Annotated in this window: 23 protein-coding genes and 2 tRNA genes; all 25 read left to right on the top strand. The window is 57.1% G+C overall.

Annotated features, from left to right (window positions below; translation table 11 throughout):
* Positions 1-40: 40 nt before the first annotated feature.
* The 25 genes from lepB (at position 41) to BED41_RS08995 (ending at position 23325) form a co-directional block, all read left to right on the top strand.
* A complete protein-coding gene (lepB, locus tag BED41_RS09115) occupies positions 41-556 on the top strand; it encodes a signal peptidase I (RefSeq protein WP_066745077.1) in 516 nt (171 codons plus the stop codon).
* Positions 557-1390 (top strand): YlqF/YawG family GTPase, encoded by an 834-nt coding sequence (locus tag BED41_RS09110; protein ID WP_066745074.1) that lies wholly within the window; start codon positions 557-559, stop codon positions 1388-1390.
* On the top strand, positions 1375-1989 hold the full coding sequence (gene rnhB / locus BED41_RS09105; RefSeq protein WP_229712277.1) for a ribonuclease HII: 615 nt from the start codon (positions 1375-1377) through the stop codon (positions 1987-1989). Before BED41_RS09110 ends, rnhB begins: the two co-directional genes overlap by 16 nt.
* The gene (locus BED41_RS09100) at positions 1970-2425 is read left to right on the top strand and encodes a YraN family protein (protein ID WP_229712276.1); all 456 of its coding nucleotides are present in this window, start codon (positions 1970-1972) and stop codon (positions 2423-2425) included. Before rnhB ends, BED41_RS09100 begins: the two co-directional genes overlap by 20 nt.
* Entirely contained in the window at positions 2422-3936 is a 1515-nt protein-coding gene (locus tag BED41_RS09095; RefSeq protein WP_066745069.1) for a YifB family Mg chelatase-like AAA ATPase, read from the top strand. Before BED41_RS09100 ends, BED41_RS09095 begins: the two co-directional genes overlap by 4 nt.
* Positions 3921-5018 carry a DNA-processing protein DprA gene (gene dprA / locus BED41_RS09090; protein WP_066745066.1) on the top strand — a complete coding sequence of 366 codons (1098 nt, stop codon included), beginning with the start codon at positions 3921-3923 and terminating at the stop codon, positions 5016-5018. Before BED41_RS09095 ends, dprA begins: the two co-directional genes overlap by 16 nt.
* A gap of 19 nt (positions 5019-5037) precedes the next feature.
* Positions 5038-7296 (top strand): type I DNA topoisomerase, encoded by a 2259-nt coding sequence (gene topA / locus BED41_RS09085; RefSeq protein WP_066745063.1) that lies wholly within the window; start codon positions 5038-5040, stop codon positions 7294-7296.
* Positions 7280-8626: a methylenetetrahydrofolate--tRNA-(uracil(54)-C(5))-methyltransferase (FADH(2)-oxidizing) TrmFO gene (gene trmFO / locus BED41_RS09080; protein WP_066745060.1), complete on the top strand. Its 1347-nt coding sequence runs from the start codon at positions 7280-7282 to the stop codon at positions 8624-8626. Before topA ends, trmFO begins: the two co-directional genes overlap by 17 nt.
* A 177-nt stretch (positions 8627-8803) precedes the next feature.
* Positions 8804-9706 (top strand): tyrosine recombinase XerC, encoded by a 903-nt coding sequence (locus BED41_RS09075; protein ID WP_066749162.1) that lies wholly within the window; start codon positions 8804-8806, stop codon positions 9704-9706.
* A 36-nt stretch (positions 9707-9742) separates the two neighbouring features.
* Positions 9743-10576 (top strand): GTP-sensing pleiotropic transcriptional regulator CodY, encoded by an 834-nt coding sequence (gene codY, locus BED41_RS09070; RefSeq protein ID WP_066745057.1) that lies wholly within the window; start codon positions 9743-9745, stop codon positions 10574-10576.
* Positions 10577-10594: 18 nt separating this feature from the next.
* Positions 10595-10957 carry a response regulator gene (locus tag BED41_RS09065; protein ID WP_066745054.1) on the top strand — a complete coding sequence of 121 codons (363 nt, stop codon included), beginning with the start codon at positions 10595-10597 and terminating at the stop codon, positions 10955-10957.
* Between the two features lie 113 nt (positions 10958-11070).
* The gene (locus BED41_RS09060) at positions 11071-11496 is read left to right on the top strand and encodes a S1 RNA-binding domain-containing protein (protein ID WP_066745052.1); all 426 of its coding nucleotides are present in this window, start codon (positions 11071-11073) and stop codon (positions 11494-11496) included.
* Position 11497: 1 nt separating this feature from the next.
* Positions 11498-12121: a DUF501 domain-containing protein gene (locus tag BED41_RS09055; RefSeq protein ID WP_084002372.1), complete on the top strand. Its 624-nt coding sequence runs from the start codon at positions 11498-11500 to the stop codon at positions 12119-12121.
* 336 nt (positions 12122-12457) lie between these two features.
* Positions 12458-12533 (top strand) — tRNA-Lys (locus BED41_RS09050).
* A 7-nt stretch (positions 12534-12540) separates the two neighbouring features.
* Positions 12541-12616, top strand: a tRNA-Glu gene (locus BED41_RS09045).
* 94 nt (positions 12617-12710) lie between these two features.
* Positions 12711-13379 carry a nucleotidyltransferase domain-containing protein gene (locus BED41_RS09040; protein ID WP_066745050.1) on the top strand — a complete coding sequence of 223 codons (669 nt, stop codon included), beginning with the start codon at positions 12711-12713 and terminating at the stop codon, positions 13377-13379.
* A gap of 228 nt (positions 13380-13607) precedes the next feature.
* The gene (locus BED41_RS09035) at positions 13608-14744 is read left to right on the top strand and encodes a 1-propanol dehydrogenase PduQ (RefSeq protein WP_066745048.1); all 1137 of its coding nucleotides are present in this window, start codon (positions 13608-13610) and stop codon (positions 14742-14744) included.
* A 68-nt stretch (positions 14745-14812) separates the two neighbouring features.
* Positions 14813-16063, top strand: a complete 1251-nt coding sequence (locus BED41_RS09030; protein ID WP_066745045.1) for a PocR ligand-binding domain-containing protein — start codon at positions 14813-14815, stop codon at positions 16061-16063.
* Positions 16064-16105: 42 nt separating this feature from the next.
* Entirely contained in the window at positions 16106-17200 is a 1095-nt protein-coding gene (locus tag BED41_RS09025; RefSeq protein ID WP_066745040.1) for a response regulator transcription factor, read from the top strand.
* Between the two features lie 251 nt (positions 17201-17451).
* Positions 17452-17730 (top strand): propanediol utilization microcompartment protein PduA, encoded by a 279-nt coding sequence (gene pduA / locus BED41_RS09020; RefSeq protein ID WP_066745039.1) that lies wholly within the window; start codon positions 17452-17454, stop codon positions 17728-17730.
* Between the two features lie 51 nt (positions 17731-17781).
* A complete protein-coding gene (gene pduB / locus BED41_RS09015) occupies positions 17782-18600 on the top strand; it encodes a propanediol utilization microcompartment protein PduB (protein ID WP_066745038.1) in 819 nt (272 codons plus the stop codon).
* A gap of 18 nt (positions 18601-18618) precedes the next feature.
* A complete protein-coding gene (locus tag BED41_RS09010; protein WP_066745037.1) occupies positions 18619-20280 on the top strand; it encodes a propanediol/glycerol family dehydratase large subunit in 1662 nt (553 codons plus the stop codon).
* A 15-nt stretch (positions 20281-20295) separates the two neighbouring features.
* A complete protein-coding gene (locus BED41_RS09005; protein ID WP_066745035.1) occupies positions 20296-20961 on the top strand; it encodes a propanediol/glycerol family dehydratase medium subunit in 666 nt (221 codons plus the stop codon).
* A 12-nt stretch (positions 20962-20973) separates the two neighbouring features.
* Positions 20974-21480, top strand: a complete 507-nt coding sequence (locus BED41_RS09000; protein ID WP_066745033.1) for a diol dehydratase small subunit — start codon at positions 20974-20976, stop codon at positions 21478-21480.
* Positions 21481-21504: 24 nt separating this feature from the next.
* Positions 21505-23325: a diol dehydratase reactivase subunit alpha gene (locus BED41_RS08995; protein WP_066745031.1), complete on the top strand. Its 1821-nt coding sequence runs from the start codon at positions 21505-21507 to the stop codon at positions 23323-23325.
* Positions 23326-23328: the final 3 nt, after the last annotated feature.

Genomic DNA, 23328 nt, shown 5'->3' with positions numbered 1-23328 from the left:
AAGATGGTAATCCGTAATAGATTTTGGAGGTAAATGTGTAATGGCCAAACCTTGGTGGCGTGAGACGATAGAGACTGTTTTATGGGCGGTAGTGCTCGCCCTCATCCTGAGGACCTTCGTGATCCAGGCTTTTTGGATACCGAGCGGTTCTATGATTCCGACGCTTGAGATCGGCGACCGTGTACTGGTGCTGAAATTTTGGTATCACCTGCCAAAGGTGGAGCCTAAACGCGGCGATATCGTCGTCTTCAAGTATCCCGTGGACCCGCGGCGCGATTTTGTGAAACGCATCATCGGGCTGCCGGGTGACAAGGTGGAGATGAGGAACGGCACCGTGTATGTGAATGACAGGGAGCTCTTCGAGCCTTATGTAAAGAATACCGATACCTATAATATGGCCGCCGTCACCGTGCCGCCGGATAGTTATTTCTGTCTCGGCGACAACAGGCCGAACTCGCAGGACGGACGTTTCTGGGGCTTTGTCCCCGCCAACTTTATGCGTGGTCCGGCGGTCTTCCGTTATTGGCCGCTGAACCGGATAGGGCTTCTCGACTAGATGCCGCGTACCGTCTGGTATCCGGGACATATGGCGAAGGGCAGGCGCCAGCTTGAGGCGCTTGCCGCGAATATCGACCTGCTGATAGAAGTGCGCGACGCGCGCGCGCCCCGTCTTACCTCCTCGCCGATGCTTTCGCTCTTCGCGCCGAAGATCGAAACGATGGTTGTGCTCTCGAAGGCCGATCTCGCCGACGAAAAGGTGACGAAGCTCTGGGTGGAGCATTTAAAGCGCGAGGGGCTGCAGGCATGGCCTCTCGACCTGCGTAAGGGCGGCATGAGCCGCATAATAAAGGTTCTGACCGATAAGAAGCCCGCCTTCCGCGATCTGCGCATGGCGGTGGTCGGCACTCCGAACGTAGGCAAGTCGATGCTGATAAACCAGCTCGTCGGCCGCAAGGCGGCCCGCGTCGGCGGCATACCGGGGATCACGAAGGGCGTATCCTGGTTCAAGGGACAGGGCTTTTTGCTTGTGGACTCGCCGGGTATCCTTGACCCGCACGGCGACGCGCGCGCCCACCGGCTGATCTCGTGGATCGGCTCTTCGCGCGGCCAGGTGATCGGCAATCTTGAGGAGCACGCGAAGGACTGCATAAGATTTATGATAGACAAAGACCTCTGGCGCGGCGTGGAGGCGGCGTGGGGCGTTAAACCCGAGGGCACCGCGGACGAGATTCTCGAAAGCATAGGCCGCCGTCTGGGCAGGCTGAAAGCCGGCGGAGCCGTTGACATGGAGGCGGCGGGACGGGTTTTTATTGACTCGTTCGCGACCGGCAAGCTCGGCCGTATGAGCCTTGAAAGGCCGCAGGACCCGCCGTTGTGGGAGAGCCTTTAGGCGTGCCCGCCCTCATCATCGCCGGTACGGACGAGGCCGGACGCGGCCCTCTCGCGGGGCCGGTGGTCGCCGCCGCCGCGATTTTGACCGCCGAACAGCGTGGCTGGCTGCTCTCAGCCGGTCTGCGCGATTCAAAGAAACTGACTCCTAAGCGCCGCGAGGCGCTCTTTGATAAGATCTGCGAGGCCGGAATAATCTGGCGCGCGCAGGCCGCCTGTGCGCGGCGCATTGATAAAATAAACATCCTTCAGGCCTCGCTTTGGTGTATGAAGCGCTCCGTTGAACAGCTGGCGCTTTCGCCGTCGCTTGTGCTTGTGGACGGCAACAGGGCGATTCCCGGCCTCGGACTGCCGCAGAAGCCTGTGATCAAGGGCGACGACCGCGTCCCCGTGATCGCCGCCGCCTCGATAGTCGCGAAGGTGCTGCGCGACCGCGTGATGGAGGTCATGGACCGCATCTACCCGCAGTATTCGTTCGCGAAGCACAAGGGTTATCCGAGCGCGCTTCATAAGAGCCTGATCGCGGAATACGGGCCATCACCGATACACAGACTCTCATTCAGAGGAGTGCTTGACGACGATGACGAAACGTTCTCTTGAATACGCGCTGAAGCTTGAGGCGCGGCGCGGAGGCGCGCCGTCCGTGAAACATTCGGATTCGGAGCCGCCCAAAGCGCCGCATCTCGTTAAGGGGCGCGCGGGCGAGGAGCTTGCCGCCGGGTATCTTACCGCACAGGGAATCACAATAATTGAGAGAAATGTAAGAATAGGGCGCTGCGAGATAGACATCATCGCAAAAGAGGGGGACGAGCTGGTCTTTGCCGAGGTGCGCACACGCGGCGATAACAGCCTGATGTCTCCCGAGGAGAGCGTCGGCCCGCGTAAACTCGCCAACCTTATATTTGCCGGACGCGCCTGGACTGAGGGGCGCAATTACAACGGCTTCTGGCGTATAGACCTTGTCTCCGTCATCCTTGCCGACGGAAGTGAACCGCGGATAGAACATCTCCGCGGCATCACCGAGCCGATAGTATGAATAACGTCTCGGGTCTCACGCTGCGCGGGGTGAAGGGCGTCGCCGTCGAGGTGGAGGTCGACATAACGGGAGGCCTCTTCTCGATTTCGGTGGTCGGCCTCGCGGACACCGCCGTCAAGGAGGCGCGCGAACGGGTGCGCGCCGCGCTTCGCGCCGCCGGCGTCAATATTCGCGGCCGTGTCTCAATAAACCTCGCGCCCGCCGACATCCCCAAAGAGGGGGCGCTGCTGGATCTGCCGATCGCCGTCGCGCTGGCCTCGGCCGCCGGTCACCTCTCGGTGCCGCGCCCCTCGCTCTTCATCGGCGAGCTGGCGCTTGACGGAAGACTCCGCGGCGTCAGGGGGGCCGTTCCCGCCGCCTTTTTTGCCAAGGAAAATAATATAGAGCTCTTCGTCCCCGCGGAAAACGCCGCCGAGGTCTCGCTTGTGGAGGGCGTGCGCGCCTACGCGGCGGATGATCTGCGGGAGATCATCGCGCACCTGCGCGGAGAAAAGGAGCTCGCGCCGGTAAGCGGCCGTAAGATAGAGGATACGGCGGCCCCCGCCGACCCGGATTTTGCCGACATCAAAGGGCAGATCGCCGCGAAACGCGCGCTCGAGATCGCGGCCGCCGGCCATCACAATATATTGTTCATCGGCTCGCCCGGCTCGGGAAAGACGCTGCTGGCCCGCGCGCTGAAGGGCATACTGCCTCCTCTCTCCGACGCGGAGATGATGGAGGTCATGCTGCTGCGCAGCACCGCCGGGCTTAACCTGGAGCTAAGCCGCGAACGTCCCTTCCGCTCCGTTCACCATACCGCGAGCGCCGTCTCGATCTGCGGCGGCGGCTCCGCGCTGCGTCCCGGAGAGATCAGCCTTGCCTCGCGCGGAGTGCTCTTTCTCGACGAATTTCCCGAATTTCAGCGCGATGTGATAGAAGCTCTGCGCCAGCCGCTTGAGGACGGTTCGATAACTGTGAGCCGCGCGGCGGGGAGCGTCGTCTATCCCGCCAAGGTGCTTGTCGTCGCGGCCTGCAACCCCTGTCCCTGCGGCTTCGCGGGGGACTCCGAGAGGCAGTGTATATGCACTCCTTTCTCGCTGGAACGTTACCGGCGTAAATTATCCGGCCCGATATTGGACAGGATCGACCTGCACGTCGCGGTGCCGCGCCTCACCCCGGAGGAGCTTGTCTCTCTCGGCGGGAGCTGCGGCGAGCGCAGCGAAACGGTGCGGGCGCGTGTCGCCGAAGCGCGCAGGATACAGGCCGAACGCTGGTCGGGCTTCGGTTTTCAGTGCAACTCGGAGATCCCGGAAAAATTTCTCCGGCGCAGCGCTTCGATGAGATCCGACGTCCGCGCCTTCATCCTTGAGGCGCTCAAAGGCGTGAAGCTGTCGGGGCGCGGTCTTTCGCGCGTGCTGCGCGTATCGCGGACGATCGCCGATCTTGACGGCGCGCCTCAGATAGAGGTAAAGCACGTCGCCGAGGCGATAAGCTACCGCGAGGGGGAGGCTACCTCATGGATGACCGCCTGAAGCTGATGCTGCTCTTAAACAGCGTCAACGCCAACGCCACGGCGCTTGCCAAGTTCCTTCTGTTCGGTCTCGAGCCGCGCGAGCTGTGGCGCCCCTCCGGGGCGGACGCCGCGAAAGAGGTGTTCAGCGAAAAGACGCTCGCGAAAATACGCGCCGCGAACGACGGCGGCTGGGCGGAGCGTGAACTTGAACGCGCCGGCGAACTTGGCGTGCGTCTGCTGACGGTGGACGACGAAGATTACCCGCGGGAGCTGTTTGACTTGAAAGACGCTCCGCTCGTTCTTTACTGGCGGGGAAACGCGAAAAAACTGCCCAATAAAACAAAGATAGGCGTCGTCGGCACCCGCCGCATGAGCGCCTACGGCAGAGATGTATCCAAACGGCTCGGGGCCGCCTGCGCGGAACACGACATCGTACTGATCAGCGGCGGCGCCTGGGGCGTAGACGGCTGCTCGCAGGGAGCCTGCTGCGAAAACGGCGGTGAGACCTTCGCGGTGCTCGGCACCGGCGCGGACCTTGTCTATCCGGTCACCAACAGGAAATTATTTGAGATGATCGCCGAGCGCGGCGCTCTGATCTCGGAGTTTCCCCTCGGCTCACGCGGCGAACCCTGGCACTTTCCGCAGCGCAACCGGATCGTAGCCGCGCTCTCCGAGAGGGTCGTCGTGGTCGAAGCGCCGCTTAAAAGCGGCTCGATGATTACGGCGCGCCTCGCGCTTGAGCTTGGGCGCGAGGTCTGGGCGGTACCCGGACAGATATATGGAGTCAATTCCGAGGGGACGAACCGCCTGCTTTACGACGGGGCCTATCCTTATATATCCGAGGAGGTCTTTCTCAGCGCCTGCGGCGTTGATATCGCCGCCCCGGCGGAGCGCGGCGGCGTAAAAAATATGGAAATATCCGCCGAAGAGGGACTGATTTTTAAATCTCTCGCGGAAAACGGGACGATGACGATTGACAAGCTATCTCTTACCGTTAAAATGAGCCCCGCTGACCTTTTAAAAAATATAACCCTTTTATCAGCAAAAGGGATCGTTTTTATGTCCGCACCTGGACGATACAGCGTAAAGAGTAATTTGTAAGAAAGAGGTGTCCGCAACGATGGCTGCAAAAAAAACCGTAAAACAGGACGAGGCCGTTCCGCAGGAGATTGAGAAGAGCGCCAAAAGCTCCTCCGTCAAAAAGGCGGCTAAGGCTGAAACTGTGAAAAAAACGGCTAAAACGACAAAGACCGCTAAAGCTAGCGCCGGCACGACGACGAAAAAGAAGGCCCCAGCGAAAAAGAGCGCTACAAAAACCACCCGCAGCCAGAAATTTTCCCAGTATGACGGCAAGACGCTTGTGGTCGTGGAGTCTCCCGCGAAGGCCAAGACGCTTGAAAAGATACTTGGCACCCGCTACAAGGTGCTTGCGAGCGTCGGGCATGTACGGGATCTGCCGAAGGGCCGTCTCGCGATCGACGTCGAACACGACTTTGAACCGGAATACATCCAGGTGCGCGGCAAAGCGGACCTTATAAAGACGCTGAAGGGGGCCTCCGCCGCGAGCGAACGTACGCTGCTCGCCTCCGACCCCGACCGTGAGGGAGAGGCGATAGCCTGGCACCTCGCCTCGCTGCTCGACATCGATACGCAGCAGCAGTGCCGCATAAGAATGCACGAGATCACGGAGCACGGCGTGAGGAGCGCCATCTCCGAGCCGGACATGATAAACATGGAACTCGTAGAGGCCCAGCAGGCGCGCCGCGTACTTGACCGCCTTGTCGGCTACGAGCTGAGCCCTTTGCTCTGGTACAAGGTCCAGCGCGGACTCTCCGCCGGACGCGTTCAGTCCGTGGCGCTGCGCATCGTCTGCGAGCGCGAAGAGGAGATCGAGCGCTTCATACCGGAGGAATACTGGCTCATGGACGTCGACGCGAATAGCCTTGATAAAAAGAGAAGCTATAAACTGCGCGTCGAAAAATATAAAAATAAGCCTCTGACGATAAACAACGAGGAAGAGGCGCTTAAAATAGAGGGCGAGATCCGCGCTGGCAGGCTGACTGTCGACGACTTCAGCACCAAAGAGAGCAAAAAACAGCCGAGTCCGCCCTTCAAGACCAGTACCCTGCAGCAGGAGGCCTCGCGCCGCTGCGGCTTCGCGCCGAAACGTACCATGCGCATCGCGCAGGCCCTCTATGAGGGTATAGAGATACCGGGACGCGGCCCCACGGGGCTCATCACCTACATGCGTACCGACAGCCTGCGGCTCGCGCCCGAGGCGCTTGAGTCCTCGCGGGCCTTTATCGCGAACAGCTTTGGCAGAAATTACCTGCCGGACAAGCCTAACGAATACATGCCCAAGGGCAAGGCGCAGGACGCCCACGAGGCGATACGCGCGACGGACGCGATGCTTACGCCGGAGTCCATCAAAGATTACCTTACGCCGGAGCAGTACAGGCTCTACGAGCTGATTTGGAGCCGCTTCATCGCAAGCCAGATGAGGGACGCCGTCGTGGCGCGCACAAACCTTGTCTGTTCCTCCGCCGACTATCAGATGAAGCAGTCAGGCGTCGTCGCCACATTTGACGGCTGGGGGCGCGTCTATCCGCTCGGCATCAAAGACATTACGATGGAGCCGGCGGTGAAGGGCGAGGAGCTCGCGATAGAGAAGATCGTCAAAGAACAGAAGTTTACGCAGCCTCTGCCGCGCTACACCGAGGCCGGACTTGTCAAAGCGCTTGAAGAAAAGGGCATCGGACGTCCCTCGACATACGCGACGATTATCGACACCCTCTCCCTGCGAGGCTACGTCGACCGCGGCGAAGAGGACAAAAAGCTGATACCGACGAAACTTGGGCGGCTTGTCAACAACTTCCTAGTGAGGTACTTCTCCTCGATAGTCAACGAGGGATTCACGGCGACGATGGAGAAGGAGCTTGACCAGATCGAATCCGGTGAAATCGAGTGGAAAAAGCTGATGGCCGACTTCTGGAAGGGCTTCAAACCGGTCGTCGACGAGGTCTCCGCGCACGGCGAGAGCATGAGGCCGGAGCCTGAGCTGATCGGCGAAAAATGTCCGGAATGCGGACATGAGCTTATCGTAAAGCGCGGGCGTTTTGGAGAATTTATTGCCTGCACAGGCTACCCGGAATGCAAATATACGAGGAAGATCGTTAAGACAACCGGCATAAAATGCCCCAAATGCGGCCAGGGCGAGCTGATACGCCGCAAGACCACCAAAGGCAAGATGAAGGGCCGTTTCTTCTATGGCTGCGAGCGCTACCCCGACTGTGATTACGTATCGTGGAAAAAGCCGGGCAAAGAGGGCGCCGCGGAAGAAGAGGCGCAGGTGGTGGAGCCGAATGACACAGACATGTAAAACGGTCACCGTCGCCGGCGGCGGCCTTGCCGGTTCGGAGGCCGCTTGGCAGCTGGCGGAGCGCGGCGTGCGCGTACGCCTCTGCGAGATGCGTCCGCTGAAGATGACGCCGGCGCATGAGACGCCGATGCTCGGTGAACTCGTATGCAGTAATTCCCTGGGAGGGGAAAAACTTACGACCCCCGCGGGGATACTGAAGGCGGAACTTAAACGGATGGACAGCCTCATCATGCGCTGCGCCGAGGCGAGCCGCGTGCCTGCCGGCAACGCGCTCGCCGTCGACCGCGAGGTGTTCGCGCGCCTGATCGATGACAGCATCGCCAGCCACCCTAATATTGAGCTTGTACGCGAAGAGCTGACGGAGATACCGGAGGAACCGGCGATAATCGCCACGGGGCCGCTCACAAGCGCGTCGATGGCGCAGTCGCTTGCGGCGCTGACAGGAGAGGATTTTCTCTATTTCTACGACGCCGTCGCCCCGATCGTCGACGTTAGCACCGTGGATATGTCAAAGGCCTTCCGCGCCAACCGCTACGGCATGGAGGGGGACTACATAAACTGCCCGATGAACGAGGAAGAATATAACCTCTTCTGGAACGAACTTGTCAACGCCGAGACAGCGCCGCGCCACGACTTCGAGGAGGAGCAGATGCGCCACTTCGACGGCTGCCTGCCGGTGGAGGTCATAGCGAAGCGCGGCGAAAAGACTCTGCTCTTCGGCCCTCTGCGCCCCGTAGGTTTCGAGGCGTTCAACGACGGCAAAGAGCCATGCGCCGTCGTGCAGCTGCGTCAGGACAACGGGGAGGGCAGCCTCTTCAACATCGTCGGTTTCCAGACTAACCTCAAGTGGGGGGAACAGGAGCGCGTCTTTAGGCTCATCCCCGCGCTCCGGGAGGCGGAATTCGTCCGTAAGGGCGTGATGCACCGCAACCTGTTCGTCTGCGCTCCAAAGGTGCTCGATCCCTATCTGCGTTTCAACGGCCGCGAGGCGCTCTTCATCGCCGGACAGGCCTCCGGTGTCGAGGGATACATGGAGAGCACGGCGATGGGTCTTGCCGCGGCTCTATTTGCCTATCTGCAGGTCAGCGGCCTGCCGATGGCCGACTTTCCGCTGGAGACCGCCGTCGGTTCGCTGCTCAACTATCTGCGAGGGGCGCTGCCGGAGAGTTTTCAGCCGATGAACGTCAACCTCGGCATCTTTCCGCGCCTGCCTGGTAAAAAAATACGCAGGCGGACCGAGCGCTGCGAGGCATATGCCGCCCGTTCGCTTGAGGCTCTGGAAAAATTTATCGGTGAAAATAAAATACTTTTCCCAAATAAACAGCTTTAATCCCGCCGTACCATACGGCCTGTGATGATTTATCCGGGCCGTACGGCGTTGTTTTCCTCTTCCCGTCTGCGGTTCCTGCCCGCAGGAGTTTGTTAAATCGTACACATTGTACAGTTACTTGTGAATTTTCTTAAAATTTCGCTTGATATTTACAATTTTCCTGTTAAAATACCGTTCATGATGGAGAATATATCTGATAGTATCAATGCGTATATTGAATATTTGACATCACTGGGTAAATCTAAACATACAACGGTAAACTATAAGATAGACCTTACTCACTTCAAAGGTTATCTTTCCAATCAGGGAATTACCGATGTGCGCGAGATAGATACCCGCGCGATACGTATTTTTTTGAGCAGCATCCTTGGGGTGGGCGAAGCAAAAAGCTCCGCTTCAAGAAGGCTCTCGGCCGTACGCGGATTCACGGCTTGGCTTTGCTGGCGCGGAGATATCACCGAGGACCCCTCGCTGGGGCTGAAAGGCCCCAAAAAAGCTGAAGCGCTGCCGCGCGCCCTCTCTTACGAGCAGATCGACAAGCTGCTTACGGAGGGGCCGGAAGAGGGTTCAAAGAGCTTCATGCGCGACCGGCTCGTGCTTGAGCTGATGTACGGCGCCGGGCTTCGCGTCTCGGAGCTTATCGGACTCAACTGGAACATGGTAGAGCTTGAGGAGCGGATGCTGCGCGTCCTTGGCAAGGGGGACAAAGAACGTCTCGTGCCGATAGGCGCGCCGCTGAAAAAGCTCTTTGAGGAGTGGCGCGATATCACCTGCGTCGACGGCAGGGCTCCGGTATTTCTCTCCGCCAAGGGGGCCGAGCGCCTTACGGTTCGCACGGTAGACCGTATAGTGCTGCGCGCCGCGGCGCGCGCCGGACTTCATGGAGTGACGCCGCACACGCTGCGCCACAGCTGCGCCACGCACATGCTGGAAAACGGGGCGCCGCTCCGGGTGGTGCAGGAGATGCTGGGTCATGAGAGCATCGCGTCAACGCAGAGGTATCTCTCGATAACCTCTGACCAGATCAAAAAGAGCTATCTGGAGGTACACCCCAGAGCTTTGGAAGATGAAGAATTATAGTCTTGATATTAAGAGATAAATCAGGGAGGCAATTTAATGGATACGCCGAAAGAACTTATTGAAAACCGTCCTAAGATAATGAACCAGTCCGCAATGCAGGACCTGCTTGAAAAGACCCGCGTCGTAAGCCGTGTGCTCCAGGCGCGTAAAGACAGAGGAACTCCGGACTACCCGAAACTTGCGAGGCTGATGTCGGACCTCTCAGCTGCAAACGTCTACGTGATAAACAGAGAGGGGCGGATACTCGGCTATGCCTGGGTCAGCGAGTACGACTGCCCGATAATGGCGGAGATCCTCATAAACGGAGCGATGCCGGCCCCCTACGTTGAGAAGGTGAACCAGTTCCACGAATCGGTGCTCAACCACACCGACCACGGTCTCTGCGCCTACGCGGACCAGCCCTGCGCCTATTCCAACAAGCATGTCCTCATCGTCCCCATCAACGGCGCGGGAGAGAGGCTCGGTACCCTCATCCTTGCCCGCTTCGGCTGCCAGTTTGACACCCGTGACCTGGTGCTCGCAGAATACCTTTCGACCGTCGTCGGCCTTGAGATCCTCAACGATCGGGGCAAATCGATAGAAGAGCGCGGCCGCGAACGCCTTGTCGTCCAGATGGCCATGCGTGCCCTCTCCTACTCGGAGGTCGAGTCCGTCCGTCACATCATCGAAGATCTCGGCGGCCCCGAGGGCGTCGTCGTCGCGAGCAAAGTCGCCGACCGGGTCGGAGTTACCAGAAGCGTTATCGTAAATGCGCTGAGAAAATTGGGAAGTGCGGGTATAATAGAGAGCAGAAGTCTTGGAATGAAGGGTACCTACATCAAGGTCCTGAGCCCCCTCTTTCTTGAGGAGCTTGGCATCGCGGCCAGATAAGCGAAAGGAGCGGCAAAGATGAAGGCGACAGTGCTGATAGCGGAAGATTCCACACACATGCGTATGATTCTTAAGGACATGCTCATAAGAGACGGATACAGCGTCGTAGGCGAAGCGGAGAACGGCAAAGAGGCGGTTCGCATGTACAATGAGCTTCGCCCGGACATTGTGACCCTTGATATCGCCATGCCGGAGATGGACGGGATCGCGGCGCTTAAGGCGATCAAGCACGATCACCCAAAGGCTAAGGTGGTGATGGTCAGCGCAATGAACCAGCAAAACCAGGTGATAGAGGCGATCCGCGCGGGAGCGTCTGACTTTTTCATCAAACCGCTTCAGTCAGAGCGTGTCGCCGAAGCTATTGAAAGAGCGCTGAAATAATCCTTTTGCAATACTAATATTGAAAAATATGGTACAATTCCCTTTATAGCCTTTCAGAGGCTTATAATATATCGTTGTCTTTTAAAACAAATTTTGGAGGTCAGAAACCACAGATGGCAGAGAAGGCGGCTGCAGCAGCACCGGCGGTAAGCGTGGGAGAAACAGTAAGCGGCACGGTAGAACATGTCGCGCCATACGGAGCCTTTGTAAGACTTGAATCAGGCCAGAAGGCCATGGTACATATCTCGGAGCTCTCCCACAACTATGTGAAAAAGGTAGAAGATGTTCTTGAACAGGGTAAGAACATCACGGCAAAGGTCATAAAGATCGACGATAAAGGCCGTATAGACCTGTCGATCAAAGCTCTGCAGGTAAGAGAGGTCCGCCCGCCCGTTCATCGTGAAGAGGATTTTGAAAAAAAGCTGACAAACTTCCTTAAATTCAGTGACGAAAAGATCGCCGACCTGAACAGCAAATGCAAAGACCCCCGCGGAACCAAACGCCGCGCGGGCGGCAGCGGTACCGCTGGTAAGAAGTAACGTGACAGGTCAACCCATAGAAAAGACGGGGCCGGAAGAGTATACTCTTCCGGCCTTTTGGACGGAGATTGGTGAGAAAGACGTCTCCGTACTGCGCAGGCAGATGCGTGGCCGGAAATTTGACGCCTCCGCGGTGATCGCCGCGGCGAGGCGCTGCCGCCACGGCTGCCCGCAGATCATAGTGTCTTCGCCCGTCTCCGCCTCCGGAGTCCCCTTTCCGACGATATTTTGGCTCACCTGCCCCTTTCTTGACCACCGCTGCGGCGAGCTTGAATCGGAGCAGCGGATATCGGAGCTGGAGGCGCTCTTTGCCGCCATGCCTGCGGCGGCGGTGGAGAAGATGCACCAGGATTACGCGGCGCTGCGTCTCGTCCTCATCGGCGGGGGTAAATCTTCCGCGCTCTCCGAAATGAACGAGGGGATGAGGCGTGTGCTCACCGAATCCGGCGTGGGCGGCATAAACTGGCGGGAGGCGCGGCAGGCGGTGAAGTGCCTTCACCTGCAGACCGCCACCTGGCTTGGAATGGGTGCGCATCCCGCGGGAGAGTGGCTTGCGGAAAAACTCGGAGCGCTCGACTGCGCCGACGGACGCTGCCTAAAGCCGCCGGCAGATCCGTGTCCCTGAGCCTTGACGGAGTTAGAGTTTTCCATAAAGGAAATGGATTATCAGATTCCGCTCCGGCCTTATGGCTGCGGCGGGATCTTCGGTGAATAGCAAAAGTAACCGAGACCTCTAAAGCTATTGTCTGTACAGCGTAAAAACAAATTTAAAATGCCAGAACTCCTTTGCAAAAGTTAATGCGACTGGCGTTCTCTTATCTTTTTTGCAGAAGTTATTACGATGCTTATATCACTTGGGGGACGCGGTTACTTTTGCAATTAACAACGCCGGAACTTTTTTCGGGAGATATATTGACGAAATCCTAAAATGCTGTATAATATCTCCTCGTGATACTTGAGCGAGCCGTTAGCTCAGTTGGCAGAGCACCGGACTTTTAATCCGGGTGTCCCGGGTTCAAGTCCCGGACGGCTCACCACTTTGACGGTCCCATCGTCTAGAGGTCTAGGACATCGCCCTTTCACGGCGACGGCAGGGGTTCGAATCCCCTTGGGACTGCCAATTTTTTAAGGCATAACGCAGTTACCTTTAGGGGCAACTGCGTTTTTTGTTGACTGTGAATACCTATGAATTGTCAAGATGGAGGGGCGACCGGATGACCATTGATATTGAAAAGTGGAGTTCTGATTTAACGGAAAGACTACGCGGCGTTTACGGAGAGAGGCTTCTCTTCGCGGGCCTTCAGGGCAGTTATGGCCGCGGAGAGGCTGCGCCGGACAGTGACATTGACATCGTGGTGATTTTAAAGTCTCTCTCAGTCTCTGACCTTGACAGCTACCGCGCGGTGCTGGACGGGATGCCGCACGGCGAACTGGCCTGCGGCTTTATCTCAGGGGAGAGGGAGCTGCTCTCCTGGACGCCCTCCGAGCTGTTTATCCTCTATTTTGATACGGTGCCTTTATACGGCTCCCTGGGGCTGCTCAGCCGCCTTTTTGATGAAGGGGCGGCGGCCGGAGCCGTGCGCGACGGAGCCTGCGCGATATATCACGGCGGCTGTCACAACTATCTCTATGAAAAGAGCGCCGATATCCTCGTCTCACTCTATAAATCCGCCTTCTTTGTGCTGCGCGCGAAGTATTTCTGCGAGAGCGGCCACTATGTAAAAAAACGGACCGAACTTGTCAGCCTGTTGGAGGGCGGTGACCTTGCCGTGCTTGAATTATGGACGTCTCTTCAATCCGACGGGCTGGGCTCAGCGGAGTTCCGTGCCGCTTCCGAGCTGCTGATCTCCTGGAGCTCTGAAGTTATTTCGAAATATTCATAACTTGTCCAAAAAAGTTTCTATGTCCTGATAATAATCTTAACATATGCTCAATAAATCTTAACTTACTGCCTATTGCCATCAATATCTGCCTGGGATAAAATAATACTGTAATTTTTTGTCATAATTTGGACAAACAATGACCCGAAAAATCAATTCAAATTGCCTATAATGAAAGCAGCCGTATTATCGGCGCTGTTTGTAAACTTTTATCAGGCAAGGAGAACATTGATGCGTAAGTTTTGCTTAGGGCCAACGATATATATGGGAGCCTCTTCTTTGGAAGAGGTCCTTTCCGGGACGAAAAAGGCGTTTATCGTTACAGATAAATTTATGCACGAGAGCGGAAAAGTCTCCTATGTAAGCTGTTTTTTAAATAAAATTGGGGCGGAATATGAGATATTTTCCGACGTCAGCCCCGACCCCGATATGGAGACGGTAGCCGAAGGTATAAAGAGGCTGACTGCCTTTGGAGCCGACACGATTGTCGCCTTTGGCGGCGGCTCCGCGATAGACGCCGCGAAGTCGATCTCGCATATTTCGGGTGGTATTATTAACAATAGGGCGGTATTTGTCGTGATCCCGACGACTAGCGGCACAGGTTCGGAGGTGAGCCGCTACGCCGTTATCACCGACAGAGAGAGGAATATGAAGTATCCTTTGGCTGACGACAGCCTGCTGCCGGATTTTGCCGTTTTGGATGCCGCCCTGGTGGAGAGCGTTCCGCCGCCGGTCACCGCCGATACGGGTGTGGACGCGCTGACGCACGCGATAGAAGCCTTTCTCTCAACAGGGGCGAACGACTTTTCGGACGCGATGGCGGAGAAGGCGATGAAGCTGATTTTTAAGAATCTGCTGACCGCCTATTCGGAGCCGCATAATATTGAAGCCCGCCAGGCGGTGCATAATGCCGCGACGATGGCAGGTGTGGCATTCAGCAACGCAGGGCTTGGGGCGAACCATTCACTTGCGCATGCGGCGGGCGCGAAGCTCCATCTGCCGCACGGCAGGGCGAACGCGATTCTGCTGCCCTACGTAATGAGCTTTACCGCCGGCTGCCACACGTCGCTTACGCCGGCCGCGGCGCGTTACGCGCAGATGGCGGCGGTGCTGAATCTTGATTCCAACGGCGTGCGCCAGAGTGCGCTTGCTGCGATACGCGCCACCAGAAATTTGATCAGAAAGCTTAACATCCCGGCCTCGTTCCATGAAGCGGGAGTGGATAAGAAGATATTTGAGGGGGAACTTGACGCCATGACCGAGGCCGCGATGGCTGACGGCTGTATGGCGACGGCACCGGTCCCCTTCCGCCCTGACGAGATAAGGTCGATATTCAGGACCGCCTACAGCGGCAAACTGCTCGTCTGAGGTTCAGATGGTTTTATGCGGGAAACGCCGCCTGGCGTCTGTAATTAAAGTCTGAGGAGGCTGCCGATATGGATGGGATAAGAGATATCAGAAACATCATCAAGATAGAGGTTCTTCAAAGTATCCAGGATGAGTTTGCCGAGGCTACAGGCATATCTTTTGTCTCAGTCGATTATCGCGGGCATCCAATCACCAGCATGAGCGGCTTCACAGACTTTTGCAAGAGGATGCGTTCCGACGAGACCTTCCGCCAGCGCTGTTTCCGCTGTGACGCCCACGGGGGGCTGAACGCCACGATCACCGGCAAACCCTATTTTTATCACTGCCATTCGTCGCTTGTCGATTTTGCCGTTCCTCTCTTTTTGAAGGGCAGCTTCATGGGGGCGGTTCTCTGCGGGCAGGTGAAGATACCGCCTTCGGATGAGGCGGAGGCGGGTCTCGAAGAGATCACAAAGCCGACGACCGAGTGGCATGACGACCCGGATACCGTCGCCGATTATGAAAAGATCAACGTCGTCCCCTTCAGCAAGATAAAATCGGTCGCGAAGCTGATGCAGAAGATGCTGCAGTATATGATCGACGAGGAATATAAAAATATGATGACGGAGGAGCTTGACAGAAAACAACAGGAGCTCGACGAGGAGAAGAGCAGGCGTATTTCGCTTGAGGAGGCGCTGAAGGTGAGGCGTTTCCTAGACTTTCAGAACCGCTACGGCCTCGATTTTATCTTTTATATCCTTAACGTCATCTCCAAACTCGCCTATAAGGAGAATGCTGTGGAGACTGAGAACACCGTCTGTGATTTCTCCGACATGATGCGCTATCTCTCCGATAACAGCCATAACCGTTTTGTCTCTCTTGAGGAGGAGCTCAAGTATCTTAACTGTTTTGCCGCGATACAGCGGCGCAGGCTGGACGGCCACTTTGACTGCGCTATCTCCGTACCTACGAAATATTACAGCGTTCCCTGCCCTTTTATGCTGCTCCACGCAGTATTGGAAAATGTCTTTAAATATAACCCTGACGTCAAAGACCTGGTCAAGATAACAGTCACCGGCAAGGAGTCTGAGGGCGCATTTTTGCTTGAGATAGAGAGCCGCGGCCTCCCATTTGACGACGAGCAGATGAAGCTAGCCCTCTCCCTTGAAGAGCTGGAGGAGACGCAGAGCGGAAAGGTCGTCCTTTCAACGCTCAACCGCCGTATCAAAGGCCTCTTCGGCGAGGCGTACGGCATATTTCTCCAAAAGGCCGAAGGCGATTACGTCGGCGGCAATCTCCGTGTGAGGCTGCCGCTTTCAAGCGGCGGCATGGTAAAATAAAAGGAGGATCAGGTTTTCAGGCGCAGAGGCGGAGGTGCTGAAATGTACAGGATTCTCGTGGTTGACAGCAGCGCGATTGATAGACGGATGATGCATGACGTACTTGAAAAAAAGTTTTCGTCGTCTGTTGAGCTGCTTTCGGCGGCAGAGGGTCCCGAGGCCGCGGAGCTCGTCAAAAATGGCGATATAGACCTCCTGATCGTCAACATCCCCTATTATTCCATCTATTCCGATTTCGCCGAGGTGCTGGTCCACAGCGCGCGCAACGTGAACGTGAGCATTTCACTGATACTTACCTCGGTAAAGAGGGAGGAGCGTATCGCGCGGATGGCGACCCGCTTCAACGCCGACGGCTACCTTTTGAAGCCCTACCGCCGCGAGCAGCTCATATCTCTCGTGGAGAACGTTATAGCGCAGAGCCGCAAGGGTGCTCCCGTGAAAAAAGAGGCGGCCGCGGCGGATGAGGAGGACTTTGTCCGCTATCTCAAGTTATTGGAAAACTGCATCCACGAATGTGACTATAAAAAATCTAAAAACATCGCCAAGGAATATCTTGGACTCATCTATTCCGACCACAGCGCGAAGAACATCAGAAGCGGCATTATAAATTTTGCGCGCGGCATCTCGGAGATCGGCCGGTGGTATGGTAATGAGGAGCTGCAAAAGAAGCTGGAGAGCTGTCTTGAGCGCTTCTTTACGAATTACAATATCCAGGTCCGGCGCTTTGAATCCTCGGAGATCATCGAAGAGATGATAGATTTTATCTTCGTCGAGCTGGAAAAGTTCCAGCTCAACACTGGAGACGAACTCAAAAAAGTGCTCAACTATATAGAGCTCAACATCAAGAACGGCATCACCCTTGATTCGGCGGCCGAGCATATCAACATGAGCCCCAGCTATTTCAGTAAAGTTTTCAAAAAGGCGATGGGGACCAATTTTATCGTCTATGTTACGGACAGGCGGATCGAGATAGCGAAAGATATGCTTCAGAACACGGATATGCCTGTGATAAACATCGCCTGTGAACTTTCGTACAACGAGACGAATTACTTCAGCAAGGTCTTTAAAAAGAAGGTCGGCCTCTCCCCGACGGAATACCGGCAGCGTTTCATCGCAGATAAAAAGAGCGGCGGGTAGATTTTTGTCATTCTGATATATCTTCGCTTTAACCTGTTAAGCCGACAGTCAAAAATTTATGATACACATTTTTAAATACGGGGGTCAATGCGGTAATACGTAGCATTGACCCCCGTATTTATTCTGAAAATTCCATAAAAAAATCCCCTAGAAGCATAAAAAAGCGCTGAGCATAAAAAACCTTCATATTTAATAATAAGGGCCACAGGCATGAAACTCAATAGATCTTCAATATGATGAGGAGGACAAACATGCAGAAAGAAGCTCTTGGTATGGTTGAAACCCGCGGACTTGTCGGCGCCATCGAAGCGGCGGACGCGATGGTGAAGTCAGCGAACGTATCCCTGGTCGGGTACGAAAAGATCGGCTCCGGCCTTGTAACGGTGATGGTCAGAGGTGACGTTGGCGCGGTGAAGGCCGCGGTGGACGCAGGCGCATGCGCGGCGGAGAAGGTCGGAGAGATCGTATCCCAGCATGTCATTCCGCGTCCTCACACAGATGTGGAAAAGATCCTTCCCGCGCAGGAATAGCTGCAGCCCCATCACAATTAATTAAGAGAAGATAACGGAGGTAACGAGAATATGAAAGACGAACTGGTCAACAAGATCATGGACGAACTTACGAAAAAGCTCGGAAATATTGAGACGGCCAAGCCGGAAGCTGCGGCCAAAGCGGTTGAGGACTGCTGCTGCGAAGCCGGATGCGGCCTCACGGAATTTGTCGGCACGGCGATCGGCCACACGATCGGCCTAGTGATCGCCAACGTGGACCACCAGATGCACGAGAAGATGGGCATCGACAAGAAGTTCCGTTCGATCGGCATCCTCGGCGGCCGTACCGGAGCCGGCCCGCATATCTTCGCAGCCGACGAGGCGGTTAAGGCGACGAACAGTGAAATACTTAAGATTGAACTCCCCCGTGATACAGAGGGCGGCGCCGGTCACGGTTCCCTCATTATTTTCGGAGCCGAAGATGTTTCTGATGTTAGAAGAGCGGTAGAGGTCGCCCTCAGAGAGCTTGACCGCACCTTCGGCGACGTCTACGGCAACAACGCCGGGCACCTTGAGTTCCAGTATACGGCGCGCGCGAGCTACGCCCTCAACAAGGCATTCGGCGCTCCGATAGGCAAAGCCTTCGGCATTACCGTCGGCGCTCCCGCGGCAATCGGCGTCCTTCTCGGCGATACGGCCGTCAAGGCGGCGACGGTGGACGTCATCGGATATTCCTCACCGGCAAACGGCGGGACGAGCTTCTCGAACGAAGTCATCCTTACCTTCAGCGGTGATTCCGGCGCCGTCAAGCAGGCGATCATCGCCGCCCGCGAAGTAGGCAAGCAGGTACTGGTCACTCTGGACCCCGCGACGGAGCTCAAATCAACGACCCAGCCCTACATCATCTAAAGAAGGAGATGGTGACTTATGAAATCAAAACGCTTTGAAGCCCTTGCGGCGCGTCCTGTAAATAAAGACGGATTTGTACAGGAGTGGCCGGAAGTCGGATTGATCGCCATGAACAGCCCCTTTGACCCGAAGCCGAGCATCAAGATAGAGAACGGTGTGGTCACGGAGCTGGACGGAAAATCAAGAGCGGAGTTCGACATGCTCGACACCTTTATCGCCGACCACGCGATCAGGCTTGACGGCGCCGAGCGCGTTATGGCGATGGATTCGCTTGAAATAGCCAGAAAACTGATAGATATAAACGTCTCCCGCAAGGAGATACTCGACATGACCCTCTGCATTACGCCCGCGAAACTCGTCGACGTCGTCAATAAGCTGACCATCGTGGAGATCATGATGGCGATGACGAAGATGCGCGCGCGCAAGATGCCGAGCAACCAGTGCCATGTGACGAATGTCAAAGACAACCCGATACAGATCGCCGCCGACGCCGCTGAGGCGGCCATCCGCGGATTCGACGAAATGGAGACGACGGTCGGTATCGCCAGATATGCCCCCTTCAACGCAATGTCGCTGCTCATCGGCGCCCAGACCGGACGCCAGGGGATACTCACCCAGTGTGCGCTTGAAGAGGCGACGGAGCTTCAGCTAGGTATGCGCGGCTTTACGACATACGCTGAGACGATCTCCGTCTACGGTACGGAACCCGTCTTTATGGACGGCGACGACACCCCCTATTCGAAGGCCTTCCTGGCCTCCTGCTACGCCTCGCGCGGACTCAAGATGCGTTTCACCTCGGGTACCGGATCAGAGGTACAGATGGGATACGCAGAGGGCAAATCGATGCTTTACCTTGAGGCCCGCTGCCTCGCGATCACCAAGGGCGCAGGCGTGCAGGGAACCCAGAACGGCTCCGTATCCTGCATCGGCGTTCCCGCCGGCGTGCCGGGAGGCATCCGCGCGGTAGCCGCGGAGAACCTCATCGCGATGCTGCTCGACCTTGAGTGTACCTCGTCAAACGACCAGACCTTCACGCATTCGGACCTCCGCCGCGTCGCCCGCTCGGTTCCGCAGTTCTTCTCCGGCACGGACTTCGTCTGCTCCGGCTACAGCGCGACGCCGAACTACGACAATATGTTCGCCGGTTCGAACTGGGACGCCGAGGACTTCGACGACTGGAACATCATCCAGCGCGACATGAGGATCGACGGCGGACTTCAGCCCGTTAAGGAAGAGGACGTTATCCGTATCCGCAACAAGGCCGCCCGCGCCCTGCAGGGAGTGTTCCGTGAACTAGGACTCCCAGCGATCACCGACGAAGAGGTCGAGGCCGCGACATACGCCAACGGAAGCAAGGACATGCCGGACCGTAATGTCAACGAGGACCTCAAGGCTATCGAAGAGATGATGGCGCGCAAGGTCACTGGCATTGACTTCGTGAAGGCCCTTGAAAAGGCCGGCTTCCCCGACGTCGCCGAGGGCGTGTTCGGAATGCTCAAGCAGCGCGTCGCAGGCGACTATCTCCACACCTCCGCGATTCTTGACGAGAACTTCCATGTCATAAGCGCAGTCAATGAACCTAACGATTACCACGGCCCGATGACCGGATACCAGATCTCGGACGAACGCTGGGACGAGATCAAAAATATCAGCCAGGCAATTAGGCCGGAAGATATCTAAAAGAGGTGATACGAGATGACTTTTGACGAAAAGGTACTGCGCTCCTTTATAGAAGAGGTAATCGCCGAAGTTACGGCACAGGAAGAGAAGAGGGCGGCTGCTGATAATAAGCCCGTTATCACCGACGAGGTAAGCAAACTGGAGCTCCGCGAGACGGGCGAAGCGCCTAAGGGCGCCGCCTCCGACGAAGTGGTCGTCGGCCTGGCCCCCGCATTCGGCGTCTACCAGACAAAGACGATCCTCGGCATCCCCCATGACAAGGTGCTGCGCGAGATACTCGCCGGCATTGAGGAAGAGGGGATGAAGTGGCGCGTGATCAAAGTCTACCGCACGTCGGACGTCTCCTTCATCGCCCATGATGCGGCCGAGTACAGCGGCTCCGGCATCGGTATCGGCATCCAGTCGAAGGGAACGACCGTTATCCATCAGAAGAACCTTCCTCCGCTCAGCAACCTTGAGCTCTTCTCTCAGGCTCCGCTTATCGACCTCGCGACCTATCGCCAGATAGGCAAAAACGCCGCGAAGTATGCGAAGGGCGAGGCGCCGACTCCTGTTCCCGTAAGAAACGACCAGATGGCGCGCCCTGCCTACCAGGCTATCGCCGCCCTGCTCCACATCAAGGAGACGGAGCACGTCGACAACAACAAGAAGCCGCAGAGCATTGCTGTTTCGTTTAAGTAAGGAGGCAGAGTAATGGATCAGGAACTTATGATGAAACTGATAGTAGAAAAGGTCATGGAGGCCATGAAGGCCGAGGGGAAACCCGCGCCCTCCGTCTCCGCGGGCGGCAGGATGACCGCCGCGAATTATCCGCTCAGCGAGAAATCGGCGGATAAACTTCAGAGCCCGACGGGCAAGAAATTCACCGATATGACGAAGGCCGGCCTGCTCGCCGGAAACGTCACCTCGGACGATATGCGCATCTCCCCCGAGACTCTGGAGATGCAGGCCCAGGTTGCCGAATCCGTGGGCCGCGGCGCGTTTGCGAACAACATGCGCCGCGCTGCCGAGCTTATCGCCGTCGGCGACGACCGGCTCCTTGAGATATACAACGCACTCCGTCCCTACCGTTCGACGAAGGCCGAGCTGCTTGCCATCGCCGAGGAACTTGAGACGAAATACAACGCGAAGATATCCGGCGGACTTGTGAGAGAGGCCGCCGCGGTCTACGAGGCAAGAGGTCGTCTCAAGAAGGATTAAAGGTATTTCTGAAAGGAGACCCCTATGAAAATAGTCGCAGGTATAGACATCGGCAACGCAACGACAGAGACGGCGTTAGCAAAGATAGCGGATGGAAAGGCGGAGTTCCTCGGCGGCGCGACAGTGCCGACGACCGGTATTAAAGGTACCCGCCAGAACATCAACGGCGTCTTTCATTCTCTGACCTGCGCTTTGGAAGAGGCCGGTGTTTCCATAGAGGATCTGACAGAGGTACGCCTCAACGAGGCGGCGCCCGTCATAGGGGATGTCGCGATGGAGACGATCACCGAAACGATCATCACGGAATCGACGATGATCGGACACAACCCCGCGACGCCGGGAGGCCTCGGCGTGGGGAAGGGGATCACCGTAAATATAGAGGAACTCATTTCCAAGAGCGCCTCGGAGGATACTTATATAGCGGTCATCCCGGCGTCGGTCGATTTTGAATACGCCGCGAAGGCGCTCAACGCCTACCGCCGCCGCGGAGGCAGGATCAGCGCCGCGATCGCGCAGCGCGACGACGGGGTGCTGATAAACAACCGCCTTGAGACGAAGATGCCTATCGTCGACGAGGTGGGACTGATAGACAAGGTCCCCCTCGGCATGCCGGCGGCGGTGGAGGTTGCGGCCACCGGCGGCGTCGTTGAGGTTCTATCAAATCCGTACGGGATCGCTACGCTCTTCGACCTCACTCCCGACGAGACGCGGCAGGTCGTCCCGATCGCCCGCGCCCTCATCGGCAACCGCTCCGCGGTGGTCATCAAAACGCCGGAGGGCGACGTAAAAGAGCGCCGTATCCCCGCCGGGTTCATTGAGATCACCGGTGGCGGCAAGACCGTCAAGGTCGACGTGGACGACGGCGCCGAAAAAATCATGAACGGCGTCCGCGCGATACCCGCGGTGGAGGATGTACGCGGCGAACCCGGCACAAACGCCGGCGGCATGCTTGAGAAGGTGCGCCTCGTAATGGCGAACCTTACCGGGCAGCATACGCGTGAGATCAAGATACAGGACCTTCTCGCCGTCGATACATTTACACCGCAGAGGGTGCGCGGCGGCCTCGCGAATGAATTTTCGCAGGAAAACGCCGTCGGCATCGCGGCGATGGTCAAGGCCGACCGTCTGCAGATGGAGGCGATCGCTCGCGAGTTCTCCGAGAAAATCGGCGTACCCGTGAGGGTCGGCGGCGTTGAGGCCGATATGGCGATTCTCGGCGCTTTGACCACCCCCGGCTCGTCGAAGCCCCTGGCGATATTAGACATGGGGGCCGGTTCGACGGACGCCTCGATAATCAGCAAAGAGGGCGTGATACATTCGATACACCTCGCGGGCGCCGGTAACATGGTGACGCTTCTGATCCAGTCCGAGATGGGGCTTGAGAGCTTTGAAACGGCGGAGGACGTCAAGAAATATTCTCTTGCGAAGGTCGAGAGCCTCTTCCACATCCGCCATGAAAACGGCACGGCCGAATTTTTCAACGAGCCGCTGCCGCCGCATATCTTTGCTAAGGTCGTCATCCTCAAGAACGGCGAAATGCTGCCGATCGAGGGCGAACAGTCGATAGAGAAGATCCGCCTCATACGCCGCCAGGCTAAGGAGAAGGTCTTTGTGACAAACGCCCTGCGTGCGCTGGAGAGGGTCAGCCCCACCGGAAACGTGCGCGACATTCAGTTTGTCGTGCTCGTCGGCGGTTCGGCGCTTGACTTCGAGGTGCCGCAGCTCGTCACCGACGCGCTCTCTCAGTACCGGGTAGTCGCGGGGCGCGGAAACATCCGCGGCTGCTGCGGACCGCGCAACGCCGTCGCCACGGGGCTTGTTCTCTCCGCGGCGCAGGAGGGGTAGCGC

Origin of the sequence: Cloacibacillus porcorum, from assembly GCF_001701045.1 — a bacterium.
Classification (GTDB): domain Bacteria; phylum Synergistota; class Synergistia; order Synergistales; family Synergistaceae; genus Cloacibacillus; species Cloacibacillus porcorum.
Note: the sequence above shows the minus strand (reverse complement) of the source record. Positions and strands in the feature narration are given on the sequence as shown.

Coding starts and splice junctions, on each gene's coding strand:
- lepB (WP_066745077.1), top strand. CDS start 41: ATGGCCAAACCTTGGTGGCGTGAGACGATAGAGACTGTTTTATGGGCG.
- BED41_RS09110 (WP_066745074.1), top strand. CDS start 557: ATGCCGCGTACCGTCTGGTATCCGGGACATATGGCGAAGGGCAGGCGC.
- BED41_RS09100 (WP_229712276.1), top strand. CDS start 1,970: ATGACGAAACGTTCTCTTGAATACGCGCTGAAGCTTGAGGCGCGGCGC.
- BED41_RS09095 (WP_066745069.1), top strand. CDS start 2,422: ATGAATAACGTCTCGGGTCTCACGCTGCGCGGGGTGAAGGGCGTCGCC.
- dprA (WP_066745066.1), top strand. CDS start 3,921: ATGGATGACCGCCTGAAGCTGATGCTGCTCTTAAACAGCGTCAACGCC.
- topA (WP_066745063.1), top strand. CDS start 5,038: ATGGCTGCAAAAAAAACCGTAAAACAGGACGAGGCCGTTCCGCAGGAG.
- trmFO (WP_066745060.1), top strand. CDS start 7,280: ATGACACAGACATGTAAAACGGTCACCGTCGCCGGCGGCGGCCTTGCC.
- BED41_RS09075 (WP_066749162.1), top strand. CDS start 8,804: ATGATGGAGAATATATCTGATAGTATCAATGCGTATATTGAATATTTG.
- codY (WP_066745057.1), top strand. CDS start 9,743: ATGGATACGCCGAAAGAACTTATTGAAAACCGTCCTAAGATAATGAAC.
- BED41_RS09065 (WP_066745054.1), top strand. CDS start 10,595: ATGAAGGCGACAGTGCTGATAGCGGAAGATTCCACACACATGCGTATG.
- BED41_RS09060 (WP_066745052.1), top strand. CDS start 11,071: ATGGCAGAGAAGGCGGCTGCAGCAGCACCGGCGGTAAGCGTGGGAGAA.
- BED41_RS09040 (WP_066745050.1), top strand. CDS start 12,711: ATGACCATTGATATTGAAAAGTGGAGTTCTGATTTAACGGAAAGACTA.
- BED41_RS09035 (WP_066745048.1), top strand. CDS start 13,608: ATGCGTAAGTTTTGCTTAGGGCCAACGATATATATGGGAGCCTCTTCT.
- BED41_RS09030 (WP_066745045.1), top strand. CDS start 14,813: ATGGATGGGATAAGAGATATCAGAAACATCATCAAGATAGAGGTTCTT.
- BED41_RS09025 (WP_066745040.1), top strand. CDS start 16,106: ATGTACAGGATTCTCGTGGTTGACAGCAGCGCGATTGATAGACGGATG.
- pduA (WP_066745039.1), top strand. CDS start 17,452: ATGCAGAAAGAAGCTCTTGGTATGGTTGAAACCCGCGGACTTGTCGGC.
- pduB (WP_066745038.1), top strand. CDS start 17,782: ATGAAAGACGAACTGGTCAACAAGATCATGGACGAACTTACGAAAAAG.
- BED41_RS09010 (WP_066745037.1), top strand. CDS start 18,619: ATGAAATCAAAACGCTTTGAAGCCCTTGCGGCGCGTCCTGTAAATAAA.
- BED41_RS09005 (WP_066745035.1), top strand. CDS start 20,296: ATGACTTTTGACGAAAAGGTACTGCGCTCCTTTATAGAAGAGGTAATC.
- BED41_RS09000 (WP_066745033.1), top strand. CDS start 20,974: ATGGATCAGGAACTTATGATGAAACTGATAGTAGAAAAGGTCATGGAG.
- BED41_RS08995 (WP_066745031.1), top strand. CDS start 21,505: ATGAAAATAGTCGCAGGTATAGACATCGGCAACGCAACGACAGAGACG.